This is a genomic window from Variovorax paradoxus B4, assembly GCF_000463015.1.
GTDB classification, from domain to species: Bacteria; Pseudomonadota; Gammaproteobacteria; order Burkholderiales; family Burkholderiaceae_C; genus Variovorax; species Variovorax paradoxus_E.
Window position 1 is genome coordinate 5,554,466 of record NC_022247.1, and the last position, 20,992, is coordinate 5,575,457.

A 20,992-nucleotide genomic window follows, 5' to 3' on the forward strand; every position below is an offset into this window, starting at 1 on the left:
CGGAAACGGGTGACGGGGAAAACGGATTGTGCGCGCAGAAAAAAGCCACCGCGAACGGTGGCCTGCGAATCGCGAAAAAAGTTTCAGACGACTTCTTGCGCGAGCTCGCCCTTGGCGTACTTGGCGGCGACGACCTGCAGCGTCTCGCCCTTGACCTTCGGGCCCTGGCCTTCGCAGCCGAACTCGATGTAGCGCTGCTTGCAGATCTGCTTGGCGGCCTCGCGCGCGGGCTTGAGCCATTCGCGGGCGTCGAACTTCTCGGGGTTCTCGGCCAGGAACTGGCGCACCGCGCCGGTCATGGCCAGGCGGATGTCGGTGTCGATGTTGATCTTGCGCACGCCGAACTTGATGGCTTCCTGGATTTCCTCGACCGGCACGCCGTAGGTTTCCTTCATGTTGCCGCCGTACTTGCGGATGATCTCGAGCAGATCCTGCGGCACCGACGACGAGCCGTGCATCACCAGGTGGGTGTTGGGCAGGCGGGCGTGGATTTCCTTCACGCGCGAGATCGACAGGATGTCGCCCGTGGGCTTGCGGGTGAACTTGTAGGCGCCGTGGCTGGTGCCGATGGCAATGGCCAGCGCGTCGAGCTGCGTGGCCTTGACGAACTGGGCGGCTTCCTCGGGATCGGTCAGGAGCGCCGAGTGGTCGAGCACGCCTTCGGCGCCGATGCCGTCCTCTTCACCGGCCATGCCGGTTTCGAGCGAACCCAGGCAGCCCAGCTCGCCTTCGACGGTGACGCCGACCTTGTGCGCCAGCTGGACCACCTTGCGGGTCACGTCGACGTTGTAGTCGAAGGAGGCCGGCGTCTTGCCGTCTTCCTTGAGCGAGCCGTCCATCATCACGGACGAGAAGCCGAGGTCGATGGCGCCCTGGCAGATGGCCGGGCTCTGGCCGTGGTCCTGGTGCATGACCAGCGGAATGTTCGGGTACTGCTCGATCGCGGCCTGGATCAGGTGCTTGATGAAGGCTTCACCGGCGTATTTGCGGGCACCGGCGCTGGCTTGCAGGATGACGGGCGCGCCGACTTCCTTGGCGGCCTCCATCACGGCCTGGACCTGTTCGAGGTTGTTGACGTTGAAGGCCGGAATGCCGTAGCCGTTGGCGGCTGCGTGGTCCAGCAGTTCGCGCATCGAGACGAGTGCCATGGGAAATACCTCGCGGAAATAGGGGAAAAAGAAGGCGGAAAGACGAGAGAAAACTGCCGCAATTCTATCGAGCCCCCTTGTGGGACGGCACTGACACGCGGCGCAGGCGCTCCTAGATGGGCAGCTGCGTGGTCGACAGCACCTGCTTGAGCACCACGAAAGTCCGGATCTGCCGCACGCCCGGCAGATACAGCAGTTGCTCGGCATGCAGCCGGTTGAAGCTGTCGTTGTCGCGCGTTCGCACGAGCATGAAGTAGTCGAACTCGCCCGTGACCACGTGGCATTCGAGGCAGCCCGAGACCTTTTGCGCGGCCTTCTCGAAATCGGCGAAGGAGTCGGGCGTCGAGCGGTCGAGCACCACGCCGATCATCACCAGCATGCCGAGCTCGAGCGCCTGGGCATCGAGCAGCGCCACGATGCCCTTGACGAGGCCCGCGGCCTTGAGCCGCTCCACGCGGCGCAGGCACGCGGGCGCGCTGAGATTGACCTTGGCGGCCAGCGCCACGTTCGACACCGAGGCGTCGCGCTGCAGGGCGCGCAGGATGGCGCGATCGGTGCGGTCGAGTTCCGCCGCCGCTTCGGCCGCCTGTGCCGGCGTGGCACGCAACTTTGTTGTGCTCATTCGTCTCTTTGCAAACCAAAAACCTTCGATAGAGCGATCTTGTCTTTTTTTCACTCGCATTTCCATCAAAGTTTGCAACCACGTTTCAACGGCTTTTTTCTACGATCGATGGCATCCCCTTCCTGGAGCGCACATCGATGAACCTCAAGAAATTTCCCCGCCACGCCCTCACCTTCGGCCCCACGCCGATCCATCCGCTCAAGCGCCTGAGTGCGCATCTGGGCGGCGAGGTCCAGCTCTACGCCAAGCGCGAGGACTGCAACAGCGGCCTGGCCTTCGGCGGCAACAAGACGCGCAAGCTCGAATACCTGATTCCCGAGGCGCTCGAGGGCGGCTACGACACGCTGGTGTCGATCGGCGGCATCCAGTCGAACCAGACGCGGCAGGTGGCAGCGGTGGCCGCGCACCTGGGCCTGAAGTGCGTGCTGGTGCAGGAGAACTGGGTCAACTATTCCGATGCGGTGTACGACCGCGTCGGCAACATCGAGATGTCCCGCATCCTGGGTGCCGACGTGCGGCTCGACAGCGCGGGCTTCGACATCGGCATCCGCAAGAGCTGGGAAGAGGCCATGGCCGACGTGCGCAAGGCCGGCGGCAAGCCCTTCCCGATTCCGGCCGGCTGCTCGGAGCATCCGCGCGGCGGCCTGGGCTTCGTCGGCTTTGCGGAAGAAGTGCGGCAGCAGGAGGCCGAGCTGGGCTTCAAGTTCGACTACATCGTGACCTGCTCGGTCACGGGCAGCACGCAGGCCGGCATGGTGGTGGGCTTCGCGGCTGACGGCCGGGCCGACCGCGTGATCGGCATCGACGCCTCGGCCAAGCCGCAGCAGACCTTCGAGCAGATCGTGCGCATTGCCAAGGGCACGGCCGAACTGGTCGAGCTGGGCCGCGACATCACCGACAAGGACGTGGTGCTCGACCGCCGCTTCGGCGGCCCCGAATACGGCCTGCCCAACGAAGGCACGCTGGAAGCGATCCGCCTCTGCGCGCGCCTCGAAGGCATGCTGACCGACCCCGTGTACGAGGGCAAGTCGATGCACGGGATGATCGAGAAGGTGCGCCTGGGCGAATTCCCGGCCGGCTCGAAGGTGCTCTATGCGCACCTGGGCGGCGTGCCCGCCCTCAACGCCTACAGCTTCCTCTTCCGCAACGGCTGAGCGGGCTCAGCTGGCGCGGCAGATCTTGAGCATGTTGGTGCCGCCGGGGGCGCCCATCGGCTCGCCGCAGGTGATCGCATAGACGTCGCCGGTCTGCACGATGCCGCGCTTCTTCAGGTGGGCTTCGGCCTGCTCGAGCGCGGTGTCCCGGTCGCTCTCCGAATCCATCAGCAGCGGGCGCACGTTGCGGTAGAGCGCCATCCTGCGCTGCGTGGCCAGCCGCGAGGTCAGCGCGTACATCGGAATGTGCGCGCGGTGGCGGCTCATCCACAGCGGCGTGGAGCCCGACTCGGTGAGCGCGACGATGGCCTTGGCGCCCAGATGGTGGGCCGTGAACAGCGCCCCCATGGCAATCGACTGGTCGATGCGGCTGTAGGTCTTGCCGCTGAAGTCGGCATCGAGCATCTTGTCCTCGGCCGATTCGGCGGCTTCGCAGATGCGGCTCATCTCCTGCACGGTTTCGAGCGGGTAGCGGCCCGAGGCGGTCTCGGCCGAGAGCATCACGGCGTCGGTGCCGTCGAGCACGGCGTTGGCCACGTCGCTCACCTCGGCACGCGTGGGCACGGGGTTGGTGATCATCGACTCCATCATCTGGGTCGCGGTGATCACCACCTTGTCCATGTCGCGCGCCATGCGGATCATCTTTTTCTGCAGCGCCGGCACGGCGGCATTGCCCACCTCCACCGCGAGGTCGCCGCGCGCCACCATGATGCCGTCGCTCGCACGCAGGATTTCTTCCAGCTTGGGAATGGCCTCGGCACGCTCGATCTTGGCGATCAGGCCCGGCTTGTGGCCGAATTCGGCCGCGGCCACGTTGCACAGCTGCCGCGCCATTTCCATGTCGGTGGCGTTCTTGGGAAAGCTCACCGCCACGTAGTCGGCCTGGAAGCTCATCGCGGTCTTGATGTCTTCCATGTCCTTGGCCGTGAGCGCCGGCGCTGTGAGGCCGCCGCCCTGCTTGTTGATGCCCTTGTTGTTGGAGAGCTCGCCGCCCAGCTTCACGGTGGTGTGCACCGCCTCGCCGCGCACCGCGTCGACCGTGAGCACGATGAGGCCGTCGTTCAGCAGCAGCTTGTCGCCGGGGCGCACGTCGCGCGGCAGGTCCTTGTAGTCGAGGCCGACCGCGTCGGTATCGCCGGGCTCGGTGCGCGAGGCGTCGAGCACGAACTTGGCCCCCGGCTCGAGCCAGACCTTGCCCTGCGCGAACTTGCCGACGCGGATCTTGGGGCCCTGCAGGTCGGCCATGATCGCCACCTCGCGGCCCGTCTTGCGCGCGGCCTCCCGCACCATGGCGGCACGGTCGATGTGGTCCTGCGCGGTGCCGTGGCTGAAATTGAGCCGCACCACGCTGACCTTGTTCAGGATCATCTGCTCCAGCAGCTCGGGCGTGTTGGACGCCGGGCCGAGCGTGGCGACGATCTTGGTGGCGTGGCGGGGAAGGCGATCCGTGATCATTGAACTGGTCTCCATTTTGTATCCGCTACTGTATACACTTTGTGTGACTACAGGAAGCGGACACCGCGGTGCGGGCGCGAAAAATCAGCCCGCGGCACGCTTGGCAAGGATCTCGAAAGCCGGGAGCGTCTTGCCCTCGAGCACTTCGAGGAAGGCGCCGCCGCCGGTCGAGATGTAGCCGACCTGCTTTTCGATGCCGTACTTGGCGATGGCCGCGAGCGTGTCGCCGCCGCCGGCGATCGAGAAGGCGCTGCTCTCGGCAATGGCCTGGGCAATCGCCTTGGTGCCGCCCGCGAAGGCGTCGAACTCGAACACGCCCACCGGGCCGTTCCAGACGATGGTGCCGGCTTCGCGCAATTGCGCGGCCAGGATCGCGGCCGTCTTGGGGCCGATGTCCAGGATCAGGTCGTCGTCGGCCACATCGTTCGCGGCCTTGACGGTGGCGGGCGCATCGGCCGCGAAGGTCTTGGCCGTGACCACGTCCACCGGGATCGGCACGTCGGCGCCGCGCGCGCGCATGGATTCGATCACCGCCTTGGCCTGGTCGATCAGGTCGGGCTCGGCCAGCGACTTGCCGATCTTGAGGCCGGCCGCGAGCATGAAGGTGTTGGCGATGCCGCCGCCGACGATCAGCTGGTCGACGTTGGCCGACAGGCTCTTGAGGATGGTGAGCTTGGTGCTGACCTTGGAACCGGCCACGATGGCCACCAGCGGGCGCTTGGGATGCGCCAGCGCCTTGGTGATGGCGTCGATCTCGGCCGCGAGCAGCGGGCCGGCGGCGGCCACCTTGGCGAACTGCGCGATGCCGTAGGTGGTGGCTTCGGCGCGGTGGGCGGTGCCGAAGGCGTCGTTCACGTAGATGTCGGTGAGCGCGGCGAGCTTGCGGGCGAGCGCCTCGTCGTTCTTCTTCTCGCCCTTGTTGACGCGGCAGTTCTCGAGCAGCACGACCTGGCCCGGCTTCACGTCGACGCCGTCGACCCAGTTGGCCACCAGCGGAACCTCGCGGCCCAGCAGTTCGCCCAGGCGCCTGGCCACGGGGGCGAGCGAGTCCTCGGGCTTGAATTCGCCTTCGGTGGGGCGGCCCAGGTGCGAGGTGACCATCACGGCGGCACCGGCGTCGAGCGCCAGCTGGATGCAGGGCACCGAGGCGCGGATGCGCGTGTCTTCGGTGATGCGGCCGGCATCGTCCTGCGGCACGTTGAGGTCGGCACGGATGAAGACGCGCTGGCCGGCGGCCTTGCCCTGCGCGCAGAGGTCGGTGAATCGAATGACGTTCATGGATCTGGAGGTGGTGGAAGACAGGTCGCCTTGCATTGTAGGTTTTGCCCCGGCGCCACCCTATGCGCCTCTTGCGGCCCGTCGATGCTTTTCAGCCCTTTGGCTGCGCCTTGGCAAAGCGCTCGAGGATCTCGACGAAGCTCGCGGCGGCGGGCGACAGGCTGCGCCGCGCCGCGCTGTAGATGCACACCTCGCGGTGGAAGTCGGGCGATTCGAGCCGCACCATCTGCAGGCCATGGGCGCGCACCAGCGGCGCCGAATAGGTCGGGCACACGGTGAGCCCGAGCCCCGAGGCCACCATGCCGAGCGCGGTGGTCATGTACGACACCTCCTGGGTGCCGGGGCGCAGCATGTAGTCGCGCTCTGCCGGCGCCAGCTCGGGCAGCACGCGCTGGCGGAAGTCGCGCGTGGGCGCAATGAAGGTGTAGGGGCCGAGTTCGTGCCAGCGCACCTTGCGCCGTTTCGCAAAGGCGTGGCCGGGCGGGCAGATCAGCCAGTGCCGGTCGCGAAACAGCGTGCGGCGCTCGACGGCGCCGTCGACGGCCACGTCCTGCCCCACCGCGAGTTCCACGTCGCCGGCCCTCACGCCGGCCAGCAGGTGCTCGGGCAGCGTGTCGGCCAGGCGCACGTCGACGTCGGGGAACGCTTCGCGGTAGACCGCGATCACGCGCGGCATCAGCGTGCAGGCCATGAGCTGCGGCGCTGCAAGCCGCAACAGTCCTTTCCTCTTGTCACGCAAATCCGTGACGCCCGCCACCGCGCCCGCGAGGTCGCCAAGCAGCCGGTGCACCGAAGGCAGGAATTCGCGCCCGGCCTCCGAAAGCTGCACGCGCCGCGTGTGGCGGTCGAGCAGCTGCACGCCCATCTCGCGCTCGAGCTCGCGCACCAGCACGCTGAGCGCCGACTGCGTGAGGTGCAGCTGCTGCGCCGCCGCGGTGAAGCTGCCGGTCTCGGCCACGGCAGTGAAGGCGCGCAACTGGCGCAGGGTCAGATTCATATGGTTATTTCATCAATCGATGAATTAATTTCGATTGCATCATAAGACGCGGCATCGCCCAATAGCGGCTCACCGGAGACAAAGCCATGCCGACGACTGCCCACGCGGCCCCGCCAGTTCGCGGGCTGCACCATTTCGCCTGGCGCTGCCGCGACAGCGAGGAAACCCGCCGCTTCTACGAAGACCTGCTGGGCCTGCCGCTCGCGCACGTCATCAAGAGCGACCACGTGCCGAGCACGGGCGAGTACTGCCCCTACGTGCACATCTTCTTCCGGATGCGCGATGGTTCGTACATCGCCTTCTTCGACCTGGGCGACGGCATCGCCGCGCTGCCTTCGCCCAACACGCCGGCCTGGGTGAACCACATCGCGCTGCGGGTCGATTCCGTGGCCGACCTGCTCGCCGCCAAGGCGCGGCTCGAAGGCGCGGGCGTCGAAGTGCTGGGCGTGACCGACCACCACATCATCGAATCGATCTACTTCTTCGATCCCAACGGCCTTCGCGTGGAGCTGACCACGCCGACGGTGCCGCAGGCCGAGATGGAGGCGCATGCGCTGCGCGCCCGTGCGGACCTCGATGCATGGACCGTGCGCAAGGCCGATCTGCACGCAGCGAAGGGCGCGCCGCATGTCTGAGCTGCAACTCGCCGTCATCGACGTGAAACCCGGCGCGTCGATGGAGAGCCAGTCGGGCCTGCAGATGCTGCGCCCGCGCATCTTCGGCGCCTTTCGCGCGCCGCAGGGCCCGAAAAGGATCGCGGCCATCGTGATGCATCCGACCAGCAACTTCATGGGCCACTACCTGATCGGCCCGCTGGCCGAGCGCGGCATCTGCTGCATGGGGCTGAACTCGCGCTACGTGGGCAACGACACCGTGCTGCTGATGGAGCGCGCGATCCAGGACCTGGGCGCCGGCGTGCAGTACCTGCGCGCGGCCGGCTACGAGAAGGTGTTCCTGGTCGGCAACTCCGGCGGCGCGGCGCTCGCGAGCTTCTACCAGGCGCAGGCCGAGAAGCTCACCGCCACCCACCTGCCCGACGGCGACCCCACGCACCTGCACCCCAGCGACCTGCCGCCGGTGGACGGCATCGCGCTGTGCGCCGCGCACCTGGGCCGCACGCGGCTGATGCGCGACTGGATCGACCCGTCGGTCACCGACGAGCACGACCCCCTCTCGGTGAACCCCGAGCTCGACATGTACGACCCGCGCCACCGCGTGCCCTACGACCGCGGCTTTCTCGCGCACTTCGGTGCGGCGCAGAAGGCGCGGCTCGACCGCATCGAGCAGTGGTGCGTCGATCGCCTCGCGCTGCTGCGCAGCACCCCAGGCGCGCCGCGCGACCAGACCTTCATCGTCTATCGCACGCATGCCGATCCGCGCTGCGTGGACCTGTCGCTCGACGCCAACGACCGCCTGCCGGGCAGCGTGTGGGGCGACGCGCGCCAGGTGAACTATTCGGCCAACGCGATGGGCCGCACCACCTCGCTCACCGCGTTCCTCTCGCAATGGTCTTCGCGCTCGCAGGCCGACGGGCCGGCCAACCTCGCGCGCACCACCTGCCCCACGCTGCTGCTGACCTACACCGGCGACCAGTCGACCTTCCCGAGCACGCGCGATGCGTGGATGGCCGCGGGCGGCGCGCGCATCCGCAACGTCGACATCGTGGGCGGCAACCACTATCTCGCGGGGCAACCCGAGCTGATTCCCAAGGCGGCCGATGCCATCGCCGAATTCGCCCACGCGCTGTAGAAGAGACATGGAACCCTTTGCATTTGCGCCGGCCTACGAGTTGCCGGTCTGGCCCTTCACGCCACCGCCGGAACTGGGTAGTACGGGAATCGTTCGCCACCCGATCGTGATCGTCGGCGCGGGACCTTCCGGCCTCACGCTGGCCTGCGATCTTGCGCAGCGCGGCATCCGCGCGGTGCTGCTCGACGAGGATGACACCGTCGGCGTGCGCGGCGCGTCGTCGCGCGGCATCTGCTACGCGCAGAAGAGCCTCGAAATATTCGAGCGCCTGGGCATCTACGAGCGCATCGCGGCCAAGGGCATCACCTGGTCGTTCGGGCGCACCTTCTCGGGCGAACAGGAGGTCTACAACTTCAACCTGCAGGCACAGAGCGTCTCGAGGCAGCCGCCGTTCATCAACCTGCAGCAGTTCTACGTCGAGTGGTTCCTGGTCGAGCGCATCCTCGAACTCGGGCTCACCGATGTGCGCTGGAAGAGCCGCGTGACGCGCGTCGAGCCCTTGAGCGATGGCGTGCGCATCGACATCGAAACGCCCGCAGGCAGCTACACGATCGAGGCCGACCGGCTGATCGACGCGACCGGCGCCAACAGCCCGATCCGCACGCAGCTCGGCATCGACGCGCATTCCTCGCGCAGCACCGACCGCTGGTGCATCAGCGACGTGCGCTTCAAGAAGCCGCTGCCCACCGAGCGCTGGACCTGGGTCGATGCGCCCTTCAACGAAGGCCGCGGCGTCTGGCAGCATCTGATGGCCGACGGCGTCTGGCGCATCGACTACCAGATGCCCGAGGACTGCGACACCGCCCACATCAGCCGGCCCGAGGTGGCGGGCGCGCGGCTGCGCGAGCAGCTCGGGCCGGGCGTGGAGTTCGAGTTCGTCTGGATCGGCCCCTACGGCTACCGCGACCACCTGCTCGACAGCTTCCGCCACGGCCGCGTGTTCTTCATCGGCGACGCCGCGCACGTGGTGAGCCCCTTTGGCGCGCGCGGCGGCAACAGCGGCATCCAGGATGCGGCGAACCTCGGCTGGAAGCTGGCGCTGGTCGCGCAAGGGCAGGCAAACGATGCGCTGCTCGGCAGCTACGACGCGGAGCGGCAACCCGCCGCGAAGCAGAACCGGCAGGTGACCAGCCGCTCGGCGCGTTTTCTCGCGCCGCGCTCGCCGGCCGAGCACACGCTGCGCCGCGCGGTGGTGGCGCTGGCGGCGCGCCATCCGTTTGCGCGCGCCCTGGTCAATACCGGCCGCATGTCGGTCGCCAACGACTATCCGCCCGCGCCGCAGTTGCCGGAAGGCGGCCGTACGGTGCAGAACCTTCCGCTGCGCCGGGCCGATGGCCGCGAGACCACGCTGATGCAGCTGCTGGCCGAGGGCACGCAGTGCCTGGGCCTGTGGCTGGCACCCACGCGCGCCGCAGCCAAAGCGGCCATGGATGCCACGGCGTCGCTGCCGCTGCGCCTGCTGGCCATCGGCGGCGACAGCGGGCTGCCGGCGCTGCAAGCCGACGAGAAGCTCACGCGCCACCTCGGCCTCCACGACGCGGGCAGCTTCGTCCTCGTTCGGCCCGATGCCTACCGCGCCGCGACGCTGCCGCACGCCACGCCTCATGCGATCGCCACGGCGCTGCGCACGGCGCTCGCCCTCGACCCCCACGCCCCATGATCACCGAGCCCCGCATCCCCGACCCCGACGGCTTCTACGCCGCCTTGCTGGCCGCGCACGAAGGCCTGGGCGAAGCGCAGAGCGCCGACCTCAACGCCCGCCTCGTGCTGCTGCTGGCCAACCAGTGCGGCGACCAGGCCGTGCTGCTCGCCTGCATCCACGCCGCGGCCGAAGACCCCACGACAACCACCACACCATGACCGCCAACGTCTCCTTTGCCTCGGCCTCCGACACGCGCGAGCAGAAGCCGCAACTGCGCGAACTCGCACCCAACGTGTATGGCTACATCAGCGACTTCGATCCGAACTGCGGCTTCGTCGTCGGCGACGAACAGGTGGTGCTGATCGACACGCGTCCCACGCCGCGCATGGCGCGCGACTTCCTGGCCGCCATCCGCACGGTGACCGACAAGCCCATCAGGACCATCGTGCTCACGCACTACCACGCGGTGCGCGTGATGGGCGCGAGCGCGTTCGACGAGGTCGAGGCCATCATCGCGAGCAATGGCACGCTGGACTGGATCCGCACGCGCGGCCAGGCCGATTTCGATTCGGAGGTCGGCCGCTTCCCGCGCCTCTTCGCGGGCGTCGAAGAGATTCCGGGCCTGACCTTTCCGACGCAGAGCTTCCACGGCGAGATGAGCCTTTGGCTCGGCCCCCATCGCGGCCAGAACCGCGAGCTTCGCCTGATGGCCCTGGGCCGCGGCCATTCGAGCGGCGACACGGTCGCGTGGCTGCCCGACTGCGGCGTGCTGTTCTCGGGCGACGTGGTGGAGAACCACTGCGGCGTCTACGCGGGCGACGCCTACATCGGCGACTGGGCCGGCACGCTCGATGCGGTGCTCGCATTGAAGCCGCGCGTGCTGGTGCCGGGCCGCGGGGCCGTGCTGCAGGGCGAAGCCGAATGCGCCGAGGCCATCGGGCTCACCAAGGCCTTTCTCGGGGCGCTGCTCGACAGCGTGAAGACCGGCATCGCCGCGGGCGAAACGCTCAAGGGCTGCTTCGCGCGGACAGAAGCGGCGATGGTGCCGCGGTTCGGCAGCTGGCCCGTGTTCCAGCACGTGCTGCCCTTCGACGTCTCGCGCGCGTACGACGAACTGCGCGGCATCGAGCACCCCGTGGTGTGGACCGCGGAGCGCGACCGCGAGCTGTGGCAGACGCTGCGCGGCGAATGACCTGAACAGATTTCAAAACAAGCAACGGAGACAAGAGACGATGAAGCGAATGATTCCCCTGCTGGCCGCGGCCCTCGCGCTGGCCACCCCCTTCGCATCGGCGCAGCCCGCCGCCTACCCGGGCCAGCCGGTCAAATGGATCGTGCCCTACGTGGCCGGCGGCGGCACCGACAACCTGGCGCGCTCGCTGGCCGAGGCGATGCAGCCGTCGCTCGGGCAGCCGCTCGTCATCGACAACCGGCCCGGCGCGTCGACCAACATCGGCGTCTCGGTGCTGATGCAGGCCAAGCCCGACGGCTACACCATCATGCAGGCCGAGAACGCGGCACTGCTCTTCAACGAGCACATGTTCGCCAAGCTGCCCTACAAGCCCGCGAGCGACTTCACCTACATCGGCGCCATCGGCCGCTTTCCCGTGGCGCTGGTGGTGCATCCCGACTTTCCCGCCAAGAACGTGGCCGAGTTCGTGCGCTACGTGAAGGCCAACCCGGAGAAGGTGAGCTATGCGTCGCCCGGCAACGGCTCGCCGCACCACATGGCGATGGAACTCTTCAAGCAGAAGGCTGGCCTGACCATCACGCACGTGCCGTACAAGGGTGCCGCGCCCGCCATGACCGACGTGATGGGCGGCCAGGTGCCCACGATGATGCTCGACCTGGCCTCGGGCTTGCCGATCATCAAGGCGGGCAAGGTGCGGGTGCTGGCCATCGCGCTGCCGCAGCGCGCGAGCGCACTGCCCGAGGTGCCCACGTTCGTCGAAGCCGGCTTCAGCGACGTCAACGCCTATGCGTTCCACGGCCTGATCGGCCCGGCCGGCATGCCGCCCGAAGCGGTGGCGCGCATCAACGGCGAACTGCACAAGGCGATGAAGGCACCGAAGGTGGTGAAGCTGTTCTCGGAGTTCGGCTTCGAAGCCCTGCCGGGCACGCCGCAGGATTTCTACAAGCTCTCGCGGGCCGAGAGCGATCGCTGGGGCAAGATCATCGCGGCCGCCGGCGTCAAGCTGGACTGAAAGGAAAGGTCCGGCGGCAGCCGTCGGCTACCAGCCCAGGCCGAGGTGCAGGGGCAGGTACACCGCCATGCCCGCCAGCATCGTGCCGAGCACGCCGCGCCGCCAGTAGTAATAGGCAGCGCCGACCACGGCCGCATACAGGCGCGCGTCGTGCAGCGTGGTGATCAGGTGGCCCTGGGTCATCACGATCTCGGGCGCGATCACGCCCGCCAGCGCGGCGGCCGGCGCATAGTGCAGCGCGCGGTGCGCCCACTCCGGCAGGCCCCAGGGCCGGTCGAGGATGAAGAAGAAGCAGCGCGTGAGCACCGTGACCGCGGCCAGCCCGACGATCACGCCCATCGTCCACAGATCGGTGATGCCGCTCATTTGTCGTCCTCCGCGTCGGGGTCGAGCCCGAACTGCTTCTCGAGCCAGAAGCACAGCAGCACCGCGGCGCCAATGGCCACGACGATGTTGAGCTTGAGCGGCAAGGCATGGGCCGCCACCGCGGTGGCGCCGGCGATCAGCGCGGCCAGCACGCGCAGCCGCGTGGTGGCCATCGAGCAGACGATCGCCACCAGGCTCAGCACGCCGGCAAAACCCAGGCCCCAGTTCTGCGGAATGAAATTGGCCAGCGCGATGCCCAGGAGGCTCATGCCCATCCAGGAGCACCAGGTCACGAAGTAGTTGCCGGTGAGGTAGGCCTCTTGCGACTGCTGCTCGGCGAGGGTGGCCGGCGGTGCCGCGTACTGCCTGGTGAAGAGCGCGTAGCTCAGGTCGGCCGTCAGGTACCCGTGCGTCATGCGGCGCCAGCGCGGCATGTGCATGAGGTAGGGCCGCAGATGCAGGCTGAAGACCACGAAGCGCAGGTTGACGCAAAAGCCCGTGGCCAGGATCACCCACGCCGGCGCGCCCGCGAACAGCAGCGGAATGGCCGCGAGCTGGGAGCTGCCGGCGTAGACCAGCAGCGTCATGGCCACCGACTCCAGCACGCTCATGTTCGACTTGACCATGGCCACGCCGGTCATCAGGCCCCAGGCGCCGATGCCCAGCGCGGCCGAGGACATGTCGCGGATGCCGGCGCGGAATTCGGGGCGGCGGCGGATGGCCGGGGAAAAGAACATCAGCCGAACAGCTGCCCGGGCTTCAGCTCGAAGCCGCGCAGGAAGTCGGCCACGGCCAGGCGCTTGCCGCCGGGCCGCTGGAGTTCGGTGAGCATCACCGCCGAGCCGGCCGCCGCCACCGCAATGCCGGCTTCGGTCACGGCCAGCAGGGTGCCCGGCGCGGCCGAGGCCTCGGCCGGCACCGCGTGCGCGGCCCAGAGCTTGATGGTCTCGCCGTCGAGCGGGCTGTTGGCGCCCGGAAACGGGTCGAAGGCCCGGATCCGCCGCACGATCGCGGCGGCGGGCTGGTTCCAGTCGACCTGGGCTTCGTGCTTCTCGACCTTGCTGGCGTAGGTGACACCTTCGACCGGTTGCGGCGTACGCGTGAGGCGGCCGATGTCGGCCAGCGCCTGGACGATCATCCGGCCGCCCAGCTCGGCCAGGCGGTCGTGCAGCCGCGCGGTGTTGTCGCTGCCGATGTCGACGGCTTCGCGCAGCAGCATGTCGCCGGTGTCGAGGCCGGCGTCCATCTGCATGATGGTGATGCCGGTCTGCGCGTCGCCGGCCTCGATGGCGCGGTGGATGGGCGCCGCGCCGCGCCAGCGCGGCAGCAGGCTGGCGTGGATGTTGAGGCAGCCGTGCGCCGGCAGGTCGAGCACCCATTGCGGCAGGATGAGGCCGTAGGCCGCCACCACCATCACGTCGGGCCTGGCCGCCAGCAGCGACTCGCGCGCGGCGGCGGCGTCTTCCGGGTACTTGCCGTCCAGCCGCAGGCTGCGCGGCTGCGCCACCGGCCAGCCGTGGGCGGCGGCGCATTGCTTGACGGGCGAGGCCTGCAGCTTCATGCCGCGGCCCGCGGGCCGGTCGGGCTGGCTCAGCACCAGCGCGATCTCATGGCCGGCGGCGGCAATGGCTTCGAGCGCGACGCGCGCGAACTCGGGCGTGCCCGCGAAAACGACCTTCAGCGGGGTCAATCGCGGATCCGATCGAGTGCGAGGTCGTCCCCCGTGTGATAGCGGCGGACCACGCCGGTGGGGTCGATGTAGATATAGAGCATGCGGCGCTCGTTCACCGCCTTGTAGCGCCAGGTCCAGACCACGCCGTCGAACGAGCTGACGCGGCTGGTTTCAAAAGGCCGGCCATAGAAGGCGAGCACGTCGTTCTGGCGCCACTGGTCGACCTTGATGTCGTGGCCGAAGCGCGCCTCGCTGAGCACCTGGGTCACGGAAACGACCTTGCCGGAGGCATCGACGTCGATGTCGGTGACCTCGAAGCCCGCCGGCATGCGCGAATACTGGAGGCGTTCGCCGCCGCCGGTGAGCGGGTAGCGGCCCGTGGGCGCGCCCAGGCGCTGCAGGGTTTCGGCGGCGGTGGTGCCGGGAACGATGCGCGTGGGTTCGCTGGCGCAGCCCGCCAGCAGCAGCCCGGCGGCAAGACCGAGTGCCCAGGACCGCAGGGAGGGCACTTTCATGCCCGGCCCTCTTTGGCTTCTTCACGCTGCTGCTTGAGCAGCTTGCTCTTGATGCGGTTGCGCTTGAGCGGCGACAGGTATTCGACGAACACCTTGCCCAGCAGGTGGTCGAGCTCGTGCTGGATGCACACGGCCAGCAGGCCTTCGGCCTCGATGGTGCGCAGTTCGCCGTTCTCGTCCAGCGCCTGGGCCTTGACCGAGGTGGAGCGCATGACGCCGTCGTAGATGCCGGGCACCGAGAGGCAGCCCTCTTCGTTCAACACCTTTTCGTCGCTTGCCCAGATAATTTCGGGGTTGATGAGCACCAGCGGCTCGTTGCGCTCCTCGGACACGTCGATGACGACCAGCCGCTCGTGCACGTCGACCTGGGTCGCGGCCAGGCCGATGCCGCTGGCGTCGTACATGGTCTCGAGCATGTCGGCCACCAGGGCCTTGATGCGCGCATCGACGCCCTGCACGGGCTTGGCCACCGTGTGCAGGCGCTTGTCCGGGTAACTCAGAATGATTCGTTTGGCCATGAAACAGGGAGAAAGTTGTGGCTATTTTCGCCAATTCCGCGACGCGGCGAGTCCGGATCGCCTGAAAACGTTGCCCTCCAAAGGGCTTCGGGCGCAGAATTCGTAGCAAATTGTGAGATTCGTATGTGTGCCGATACGTGGCACGCTCACCCATTCAGACATGAAAAAGCTCCGAATCACTGTCCGCCAGCGCCCGCATCTTTTCGCCACGTTGGCAGCCCTTGCGGTGATAAGCGGCGGCACGACCACTGCGGCGTGGGCGCAGAACTATCCCGTCACGCCGCAGCAGCGCGCCACCGCCCAGCAAACCGCCCAGAACGGCGTTCCGCTGAGCGAACTGGCGCCCAACGCGCCGGACGAATACACGGTCAAGCCCGGCGACACGCTGTGGGCCATCTCGCGCCTCTACCTGCTGCGCCCCTGGCGCTGGCCGGAACTGTGGGGCATGAACATCAGCGAAATCGCGAATCCGCACCGCATCTACCCGGGCCAGATCCTCTATCTGGACAAGACCGGCGGCCGTGCGCGCCTGACCATGCGCCGCGGCGCGGGCGGCAGCGCCGACGGCGGCACCATCAAGCTGTCGCCGCGCACGCGCTTCGATTCGCTGGCCGGCATGGCATTGCCCACGCTCAACCCGAGCCTCATCGAGCCCTTCCTCAGCGAACCGATCGTGGTGGATGCCGACACGCTGCAGGCCGCGCCGCGCATCGTCGCCGGCAACGACAGCCGGGTCCTGCTGTCGCGCGGCGACCGTGCCTATGCGCGCGGCAATGCGGAGACGCCGCTGCTCGAAACCCCGGGCCCGCTGAAGAATTTCCGCGTGTTCCGCAACGCCACGCCGCTGAAGGACCCGGGAACCGGTGAAATCCTCGGCTATGAGGCGCAGTACCTGGGCAAGGCCCAGCTCAAGCGTGGCGAATCGACCACGGTCGAGACCACGGAAGACAAGGACGTCATCACCGTGGTGCCGGCCAGCATCGACATCATCGCGGCGCGCGAGGAAATCCGCGCCGGCGACCGCCTGCTGCCCGAACCGCCGCGCCAGCTGCTGAGCTATGTGCCGCGCGCCCCCTCCTCGCAGGTCGAGGGCCGCATCATCTCGGTCTATGGCAACGCGGTGCAGTTCGCGGCCCAGAACCAGGTGGTGGCCATCAACAGGGGCACCCGCGACGGCATCGACAGCGGCCACGTGCTGGCCATCCTGAAGAACGGCGAAACCATTCTCGACCGGACCGGCGCGCGCAAGGAAACCATCAAGCTCCCCAACGAACGCATCGGCCTGCTGATGGTGTTCCGGCCGTTCGAAAAGGTTTCCTACGCACTGGTGCTCGAGATCACCGACACTCCGCGTGCGGGCGACTTCCTCGTCAATCCCTGACGCTTTTCCTTTTTTTACCCGCTTTCTTTTTCCGCTTTCATTTGGAACGAGCAGAACTCGCAGGCTGGCTGCGGCTTTCACTGACGCCGGGCATCGGCGATGGCGCCGCGCGCCGGCTGCTGGCGGCCTTCGGCCTGCCCGAGAACGTCTTTGCGCAGACGGGCGAGGCGCTGCGGCAGGTGGTGTCGCCGGCGCAGGCCGATGCCTTGCACCAGCCGCCCCAGGGTCTGCAGGCCCAGGTCGACCAGACCTGGCACTGGCTGCAGCCGGGCCACGGTGACGGCGCCACGCGCCGCCTGGTCACGCTGGGCGATGCGGCCTACCCTGCCTCGCTGCTCGAAATGGCCGACCCGCCGTTGATGCTCTACGTGCTCGGCGCCGCGGACTTCGACCTGACCCAGCTCGGCCACAGCATCGCGGTGGTGGGCAGCCGCAACCCCACGCCCCAGGGCGCGGCCAATGCCCGCGCCTTCGCGCGCGCGCTGGGCGACGCGGGCCTGCCGGTGGTGTCGGGGCTCGCGCTCGGCGTCGATGGCGCCGCGCACCAGGGCGCACTCGATGCGGCCGGCGACACGCCGCGGCTCGCCACGGTGGCCGTGGTGGGCACGGGCCTCGACCGCGTCTATCCCGCGCGGCACCGCGACCTGGCGCACCGCATCACGCTGCAGGGGCTGATCGTGAGCGAACTGCCGCTCGGCACGCCTCCGCTCACGCAGAATTTCCCGAAGCGCAACCGCCTCATTGCCGGCCTGGCGCGCGGCACGCTGGTGGTCGAGGCCGCGCTGGCATCGGGCTCGCTGATCACCGCGCGGCTCACCTCGGAGCAAGGCAAGGAAGTGTTCGCCATTCCGGGCTCGATCCATTCGCCGCAGTCGCGCGGCTGCCATGCACTGATCCGGCAGGGCGCGAAGCTGGTCGAATCGGTCAACGACATCCTCGAGCAGCTGCCGTCGCTGCACACGGGCAGCGCGGCAACGCCGGCTTCCGCGAACGGGAACGCCGGCGGCGCATCCGCTTGCGAAGACCCCTTGCTGGACGCCCTCGGCTTCGATCCCGTGAGTCTCGACGCCCTGAGCGCGCGCACCGGCTGGAGCGCCGCCGCGCTGCAGGCCAGGCTGCTCGAACTCGAGCTCGACGGCCACGTCGCGCGCCTGCCCGGCGGCCTGTTTCAAAGAGCAGCCATCGGCTGACGCCCGGGCCCGCGCCCGCTTTTTCGTGAAACACCGCGGAACCGGCTTTGCCGGGCCGCGGGTGTTGCCCCCGGTAGGGGGTTGGCGCGCATGACACGAAGTGCACGAAGCCTGGGGGCGAGCCACGGTTTCCTCGGCTATATTGGGCCCATGTTCGAAGTGCTCGTGTTTGTCTACGAAAACTATTGGCGCGGCGATGCCTGCCCCGAACCCGAACAACTGGGCCGCAAGCTCAGCGCCCACGGCTTCGAGGCAGAAGAAATCCGCGATGCGCTGCACTGGCTCGACGGCCTGAGCCTTGCAACGCAGGGCATGCAGCTCGAGCGAAGCGCCGACGACGACGCCGTGGCCACGGTCACGCTGCGGGGCGCGCCCGAAGCGGCCCTGCCCCAATCGGACGACGCCATGCGGGTCTACTCGCAAGCCGAGCAGGAGCACCTGGGTGCCGACTGCCTCGGCTTCATCGGCTTTCTCGAATCGTCGAACGTGCTGTCCTGCGGTCTGCGCGAGATCGTCATCGAGCGCGCCATGGCGGCGCCGGGCGATCCGGTCGCGCTCGACGAGCTCAAGATCATCGTGCTGATGGTGCACTGGAGCACCGGCATCGAGCCCGACGCGCTGGTGCTTGACGAACTCTGCGAAAGCCGCGAGGGGCGTACAGCGCACTAGGCTGCGCGCGCCTAGTTCAGCAGGCGCTCCGGGTTGGCGTCGAGCTTGGCCAGCGCCTCGCGCGTGGCGCGCACCGTGAGCGTTTCTTCCTCGGCCGGCACCAGCAGGCCGGCCTGCAGGTAGCTGGCCAGCCGGCCGACCTGGACCAGGAAGCTGCGGCCGTCGGCCGAGGCGAACAGGTGCAGCTGCTTGCGGTCGCTGCGCCAGACGAACTGCACCTGGCTGACGCGGTCGTTGTGGTCGAGCATGAACCAGTTGCCCACCTCCAGTTCGTGGGCCCACGCCAGCATGTCTTCGGCCGGAACGCCGCCCACGGTGTCGGCCACGACCTCGATCGAGGCGGCATCCACGCCCAGCAGCAGTTCGATGCTGTTTGCATCGAGCGGCAGGCTGGAGGCGCCGCCGTCGTCGCTGACGAAATCTTCCAGATGCGCCAGGCGCTCGGCCATGGCCTCGATCTTGGCCGCGGGAATGGCTTCGGTCTTCGACAGGAAGGCGTCGGACAAGGTGGCGCCGATGGCCTTGATGTGGGCTTCCTGCGGCTCGTCGATGATGCCCAGCAGGTTCATGCCCAGGCGCAGGCGCTGCAGCAGCTGCGGCAGGTCCTGGATCACGCGTGCGCGGTCGGCGCGGTTGGGCTTGGCGCTCGCCGCCCACACCAGTTCGGAGGCCACCCGCTTGAGCATCACCGTCTGCTCGCCCTGGGCGCCATAGCGCAGCGCGGCAATGGCCAGCACCTCGGCCCAGACCTTGAAGAGGAACTCGCGGATCTCCTCGCGCACCGGCATGTCGTTGAGCATCTTGCGCAGCTCGATGGTGTACTGGATCGCCATCGTTTCCTTCTGTTCGACCTGCTGCGCCACGCTCATGACGCGCTGGGTGGCGTCGCTTTGCGTGAGATAGCGGTTCAGGAAGGCCACGAACTCGTCGAACACCAGCTTGAAGACACGCTGGCCGGTTTCGGGATACTGCTCGATCACCTGCACCACGCGCCGGATCTCGCCCTCGAGCGCACTGCCCGAGATGGCCGCGGCATCGAAGCCCATCACGCACGAGCCCATGCGGTCGATCAGCATGCGCGCCGGGTGCTGCAGCGTGCCGAAGAACTCGGGCTCGGCAATGGCCACGCGCAGCACCGGCATCTGCAGGCGCGCAAACCACACGCGCGCCGAGAAAGGAATGCGCTCCTCGGCGAGGATGGCCTGGAACATGAGCGCCACGATCTCGACCGTGGCCTTGTCGGCGGTGGTGGGCGCCCTTTTCTTGAGCTCCGTGCTGCGCCGCCGAAGGTCGACGGCGGTCTGCTGGATGAGGGTGGCCTGATCCGCGGAGCCCGGCACGGACCCCTGCATGTACTGCGAGGCCGCCACCCGGTAGGCGGCCTCGGCCTCGGCGATCACGCCGGCAAAGGTCCTGGAGGCGGCGCGGGCGGACCCCGCGGCGGCCGCATGGCCGTCCATTCCCGTCGTCGTCATCGAAGGCGAAGGCGAAGCCGGCGTTTCCGCGCCGATGCGGGCGGCGACGAAGCGCTTGAGGCTCAGCAGCGCCGTCTGCGCGCGCTGGCGGGCGACCATCAACGGCGAGCCGCCCGTGGTGAAGGCCGGCGCGGACGGCGCAAAAGCACCTGCCTGCGGGGAGGAAGTGTCGGCGCTGCCCGGCCGCTGCACGGCACCCGCGGCCTGCGCCGCGCCGCCGGCGTAGGGCGATGCCGGCATCGTCGCCGGTCCGGTGGCACTGCCGCCGCCGCTGCTGCTGCCGGTGCGGCGGACAAAGCTCTTGAGATCGATTTCGGGCATCACGCCCTGGGAAACCAGGAAGGCGTTGGCGTCTTCATAGGCCTTGACGACCACGCCGACGAGCTGCTGCTGCACGGTGTCCTGCACCCGCGCCCACAGCGTGCGGCTCAGGCCGGCCGCCAGCCACTGGTCCACCAGCAGCTTGGCCAGGGTTTCGGGCCTGAGCACGTCGTGGGCGTCGAGCTCGCTGGTGCCCTCCAGAAACTGGATGCGCAGCCGCAGGTCGCTGAGTTCGAAGCTGGCCTTGTCATGAATCAGCTGCGCCAGGCGAGACGAAAGGATGCTGCTCTCCATCGCATCGTCATCGATGAGTTCGAGCCGCAGCTTCGCGCCGGACGACGCGGCTGGCGCCGCACCCGGGGCGCCCACCGATCTGCGCCAACCCGCCTGCGCGAGCGACACCCATTGCGAGGCCTGGCCCTGGAACGCCACGAAGTCGTCGCGGCTCTCCTGCATGGCGCGCGCACTGCCGATTTCCGAAGCCTGTTGCGTCAGGCGGTTCCGTATCGCTTGCGCCAGCGGGACGATGACGCCCTCGGTGGCACGAACGAAACGCTCACGCGTCTCGCGTGCGAGCTGCAGGGAGGAGGCGGACCGCGCAATGCTCATTGATGGATCGGGAAGACCAACGGGACT

Annotated in this window: 21 protein-coding genes; 10 read left to right on the plus strand and 11 right to left on the minus strand. The window is 68.3% G+C overall.

The annotated features are described in order from the left end of the window. Positions 1-83: 83 nt before the first annotated feature. On the minus strand, positions 84-1,148 hold the full coding sequence (gene fba / locus VAPA_RS25985; protein ID WP_021012966.1) for a class II fructose-bisphosphate aldolase: 1,065 nt from the start codon (positions 1,146-1,148) through the stop codon (positions 84-86). Positions 1,149-1,260: 112 nt separating this feature from the next. Continuing rightward, positions 1,261-1,770 carry an Lrp/AsnC family transcriptional regulator gene (locus VAPA_RS25990; RefSeq protein ID WP_021012967.1) on the minus strand — a complete coding sequence of 170 codons (510 nt, stop codon included), beginning with the start codon at positions 1,768-1,770 and terminating at the stop codon, positions 1,261-1,263. Between the two features lie 137 nt (positions 1,771-1,907). Here VAPA_RS25990 and VAPA_RS25995 point away from each other — a divergent pair, with 137 nt between their 5' ends. Beyond that, entirely contained in the window at positions 1,908-2,924 is a 1,017-nt protein-coding gene (locus VAPA_RS25995; protein ID WP_021012968.1) for a 1-aminocyclopropane-1-carboxylate deaminase, read from the plus strand. Positions 2,925-2,930: 6 nt separating this feature from the next. Here the strand turns inward: VAPA_RS25995 and pyk are convergent, their stop codons facing one another. The 3 genes from pyk to VAPA_RS26010 form a co-directional block, all read right to left on the minus strand. After that, entirely contained in the window at positions 2,931-4,379 is a 1,449-nt protein-coding gene (gene pyk / locus VAPA_RS26000) for a pyruvate kinase (protein WP_021012969.1), read from the minus strand. 84 nt (positions 4,380-4,463) lie between these two features. Then, on the minus strand, positions 4,464-5,657 hold the full coding sequence (locus tag VAPA_RS26005; RefSeq protein ID WP_021012970.1) for a phosphoglycerate kinase: 1,194 nt from the start codon (positions 5,655-5,657) through the stop codon (positions 4,464-4,466). A gap of 91 nt (positions 5,658-5,748) precedes the next feature. After that, on the minus strand, positions 5,749-6,654 hold the full coding sequence (locus VAPA_RS26010; protein ID WP_021012971.1) for a LysR family transcriptional regulator: 906 nt from the start codon (positions 6,652-6,654) through the stop codon (positions 5,749-5,751). 86 nt (positions 6,655-6,740) lie between these two features. Between VAPA_RS26010 and VAPA_RS26015 the strand changes: the two genes are divergently transcribed. Genes VAPA_RS26015 through VAPA_RS26040 form a run of 6 tightly spaced genes read left to right on the plus strand, consistent with a single transcriptional unit; the run spans position 6,741 to position 12,249 of the window. Next, on the plus strand, positions 6,741-7,289 hold the full coding sequence (locus VAPA_RS26015; RefSeq protein ID WP_021012972.1) for a VOC family protein: 549 nt from the start codon (positions 6,741-6,743) through the stop codon (positions 7,287-7,289). Continuing rightward, positions 7,282-8,403 (plus strand): alpha/beta hydrolase, encoded by a 1,122-nt coding sequence (locus VAPA_RS26020; protein WP_021012973.1) that lies wholly within the window; start codon positions 7,282-7,284, stop codon positions 8,401-8,403. Before VAPA_RS26015 ends, VAPA_RS26020 begins: the two co-directional genes overlap by 8 nt. Before the next feature lie 7 nt (positions 8,404-8,410). Beyond that, entirely contained in the window at positions 8,411-10,063 is a 1,653-nt protein-coding gene (locus VAPA_RS26025; protein ID WP_021012974.1) for an FAD-dependent oxidoreductase, read from the plus strand. Continuing rightward, positions 10,060-10,263 (plus strand): DUF2783 domain-containing protein, encoded by a 204-nt coding sequence (locus VAPA_RS26030; protein WP_021012975.1) that lies wholly within the window; start codon positions 10,060-10,062, stop codon positions 10,261-10,263. Before VAPA_RS26025 ends, VAPA_RS26030 begins: the two co-directional genes overlap by 4 nt. Continuing rightward, on the plus strand, positions 10,260-11,237 hold the full coding sequence (locus VAPA_RS26035; RefSeq protein WP_021012976.1) for an MBL fold metallo-hydrolase: 978 nt from the start codon (positions 10,260-10,262) through the stop codon (positions 11,235-11,237). The genes VAPA_RS26030 and VAPA_RS26035 overlap by 4 nt, the downstream gene beginning before the upstream one ends. Positions 11,238-11,277: 40 nt before the next feature. Continuing rightward, positions 11,278-12,249: a Bug family tripartite tricarboxylate transporter substrate binding protein gene (locus VAPA_RS26040; RefSeq protein ID WP_021012977.1), complete on the plus strand. Its 972-nt coding sequence runs from the start codon at positions 11,278-11,280 to the stop codon at positions 12,247-12,249. A 27-nt stretch (positions 12,250-12,276) separates the two neighbouring features. On the opposite strand, the gene VAPA_RS26045 is transcribed toward VAPA_RS26040, so the two are convergent. The 5 genes from VAPA_RS26045 to def are packed head-to-tail and all read right to left on the minus strand — an operon-like array spanning position 12,277 to position 15,320. Continuing rightward, the gene (locus tag VAPA_RS26045) at positions 12,277-12,615 is read right to left on the minus strand and encodes an AzlD domain-containing protein (RefSeq protein ID WP_021012978.1); all 339 of its coding nucleotides are present in this window, start codon (positions 12,613-12,615) and stop codon (positions 12,277-12,279) included. Continuing rightward, positions 12,612-13,352: an AzlC family ABC transporter permease gene (locus VAPA_RS26050; RefSeq protein ID WP_021012979.1), complete on the minus strand. Its 741-nt coding sequence runs from the start codon at positions 13,350-13,352 to the stop codon at positions 12,612-12,614. Before VAPA_RS26050 ends, VAPA_RS26045 begins: the two co-directional genes overlap by 4 nt. Further along, positions 13,352-14,305 carry a methionyl-tRNA formyltransferase gene (gene fmt / locus VAPA_RS26055; RefSeq protein ID WP_080666835.1) on the minus strand — a complete coding sequence of 318 codons (954 nt, stop codon included), beginning with the start codon at positions 14,303-14,305 and terminating at the stop codon, positions 13,352-13,354. Before fmt ends, VAPA_RS26050 begins: the two co-directional genes overlap by 1 nt. After that, positions 14,302-14,802 (minus strand): hypothetical protein, encoded by a 501-nt coding sequence (locus VAPA_RS26060; RefSeq protein WP_021012981.1) that lies wholly within the window; start codon positions 14,800-14,802, stop codon positions 14,302-14,304. The genes fmt and VAPA_RS26060 overlap by 4 nt, the downstream gene beginning before the upstream one ends. Continuing rightward, complete coding sequence (def, locus tag VAPA_RS26065; RefSeq protein ID WP_041946255.1) at positions 14,799-15,320, minus strand: peptide deformylase; 522 nt, start codon at positions 15,318-15,320, stop codon at positions 14,799-14,801. The genes VAPA_RS26060 and def overlap by 4 nt, the downstream gene beginning before the upstream one ends. A gap of 160 nt (positions 15,321-15,480) precedes the next feature. Here def and VAPA_RS26070 point away from each other — a divergent pair, with 160 nt between their 5' ends. From VAPA_RS26070 to VAPA_RS26080, 3 genes are all read left to right on the plus strand, one after another. Further along, positions 15,481-16,701, plus strand: coding sequence for a LysM peptidoglycan-binding domain-containing protein (locus VAPA_RS26070; RefSeq protein ID WP_021012983.1), 1,221 nt, complete (start codon positions 15,481-15,483; stop codon positions 16,699-16,701). A 41-nt stretch (positions 16,702-16,742) separates the two neighbouring features. Continuing rightward, complete coding sequence (dprA, locus tag VAPA_RS26075; RefSeq protein WP_021012984.1) at positions 16,743-17,891, plus strand: DNA-processing protein DprA; 1,149 nt, start codon at positions 16,743-16,745, stop codon at positions 17,889-17,891. A gap of 150 nt (positions 17,892-18,041) precedes the next feature. Continuing rightward, positions 18,042-18,560, plus strand: a complete 519-nt coding sequence (locus VAPA_RS26080; protein WP_021012985.1) for a Smg family protein — start codon at positions 18,042-18,044, stop codon at positions 18,558-18,560. Positions 18,561-18,571: 11 nt separating this feature from the next. Here the strand turns inward: VAPA_RS26080 and VAPA_RS26085 are convergent, their stop codons facing one another. Then, positions 18,572-20,965 carry a DUF1631 family protein gene (locus VAPA_RS26085; protein WP_021012986.1) on the minus strand — a complete coding sequence of 798 codons (2,394 nt, stop codon included), beginning with the start codon at positions 20,963-20,965 and terminating at the stop codon, positions 18,572-18,574. Between the last annotated feature and the right edge of the window lie 27 nt (positions 20,966-20,992).

Coding starts and splice junctions, on each gene's coding strand:
- fba (WP_021012966.1), bottom strand. CDS start 1,148: ATGGCACTCGTCTCGATGCGCGAACTGCTGGACCACGCAGCCGCCAAC.
- VAPA_RS25990 (WP_021012967.1), bottom strand. CDS start 1,770: ATGAGCACAACAAAGTTGCGTGCCACGCCGGCACAGGCGGCCGAAGCG.
- VAPA_RS25995 (WP_021012968.1), top strand. CDS start 1,908: ATGAACCTCAAGAAATTTCCCCGCCACGCCCTCACCTTCGGCCCCACG.
- pyk (WP_021012969.1), bottom strand. CDS start 4,379: ATGATCACGGATCGCCTTCCCCGCCACGCCACCAAGATCGTCGCCACG.
- VAPA_RS26005 (WP_021012970.1), bottom strand. CDS start 5,657: ATGAACGTCATTCGATTCACCGACCTCTGCGCGCAGGGCAAGGCCGCC.
- VAPA_RS26010 (WP_021012971.1), bottom strand. CDS start 6,654: ATGAATCTGACCCTGCGCCAGTTGCGCGCCTTCACTGCCGTGGCCGAG.
- VAPA_RS26015 (WP_021012972.1), top strand. CDS start 6,741: ATGCCGACGACTGCCCACGCGGCCCCGCCAGTTCGCGGGCTGCACCAT.
- VAPA_RS26020 (WP_021012973.1), top strand. CDS start 7,282: ATGTCTGAGCTGCAACTCGCCGTCATCGACGTGAAACCCGGCGCGTCG.
- VAPA_RS26025 (WP_021012974.1), top strand. CDS start 8,411: ATGGAACCCTTTGCATTTGCGCCGGCCTACGAGTTGCCGGTCTGGCCC.
- VAPA_RS26030 (WP_021012975.1), top strand. CDS start 10,060: ATGATCACCGAGCCCCGCATCCCCGACCCCGACGGCTTCTACGCCGCC.
- VAPA_RS26035 (WP_021012976.1), top strand. CDS start 10,260: ATGACCGCCAACGTCTCCTTTGCCTCGGCCTCCGACACGCGCGAGCAG.
- VAPA_RS26040 (WP_021012977.1), top strand. CDS start 11,278: ATGAAGCGAATGATTCCCCTGCTGGCCGCGGCCCTCGCGCTGGCCACC.
- VAPA_RS26045 (WP_021012978.1), bottom strand. CDS start 12,615: ATGAGCGGCATCACCGATCTGTGGACGATGGGCGTGATCGTCGGGCTG.
- VAPA_RS26050 (WP_021012979.1), bottom strand. CDS start 13,352: ATGTTCTTTTCCCCGGCCATCCGCCGCCGCCCCGAATTCCGCGCCGGC.
- VAPA_RS26060 (WP_021012981.1), bottom strand. CDS start 14,802: ATGAAAGTGCCCTCCCTGCGGTCCTGGGCACTCGGTCTTGCCGCCGGG.
- def (WP_041946255.1), bottom strand. CDS start 15,320: ATGGCCAAACGAATCATTCTGAGTTACCCGGACAAGCGCCTGCACACG.
- VAPA_RS26070 (WP_021012983.1), top strand. CDS start 15,481: ATGAAAAAGCTCCGAATCACTGTCCGCCAGCGCCCGCATCTTTTCGCC.
- VAPA_RS26080 (WP_021012985.1), top strand. CDS start 18,042: ATGTTCGAAGTGCTCGTGTTTGTCTACGAAAACTATTGGCGCGGCGAT.
- VAPA_RS26085 (WP_021012986.1), bottom strand. CDS start 20,965: ATGAGCATTGCGCGGTCCGCCTCCTCCCTGCAGCTCGCACGCGAGACG.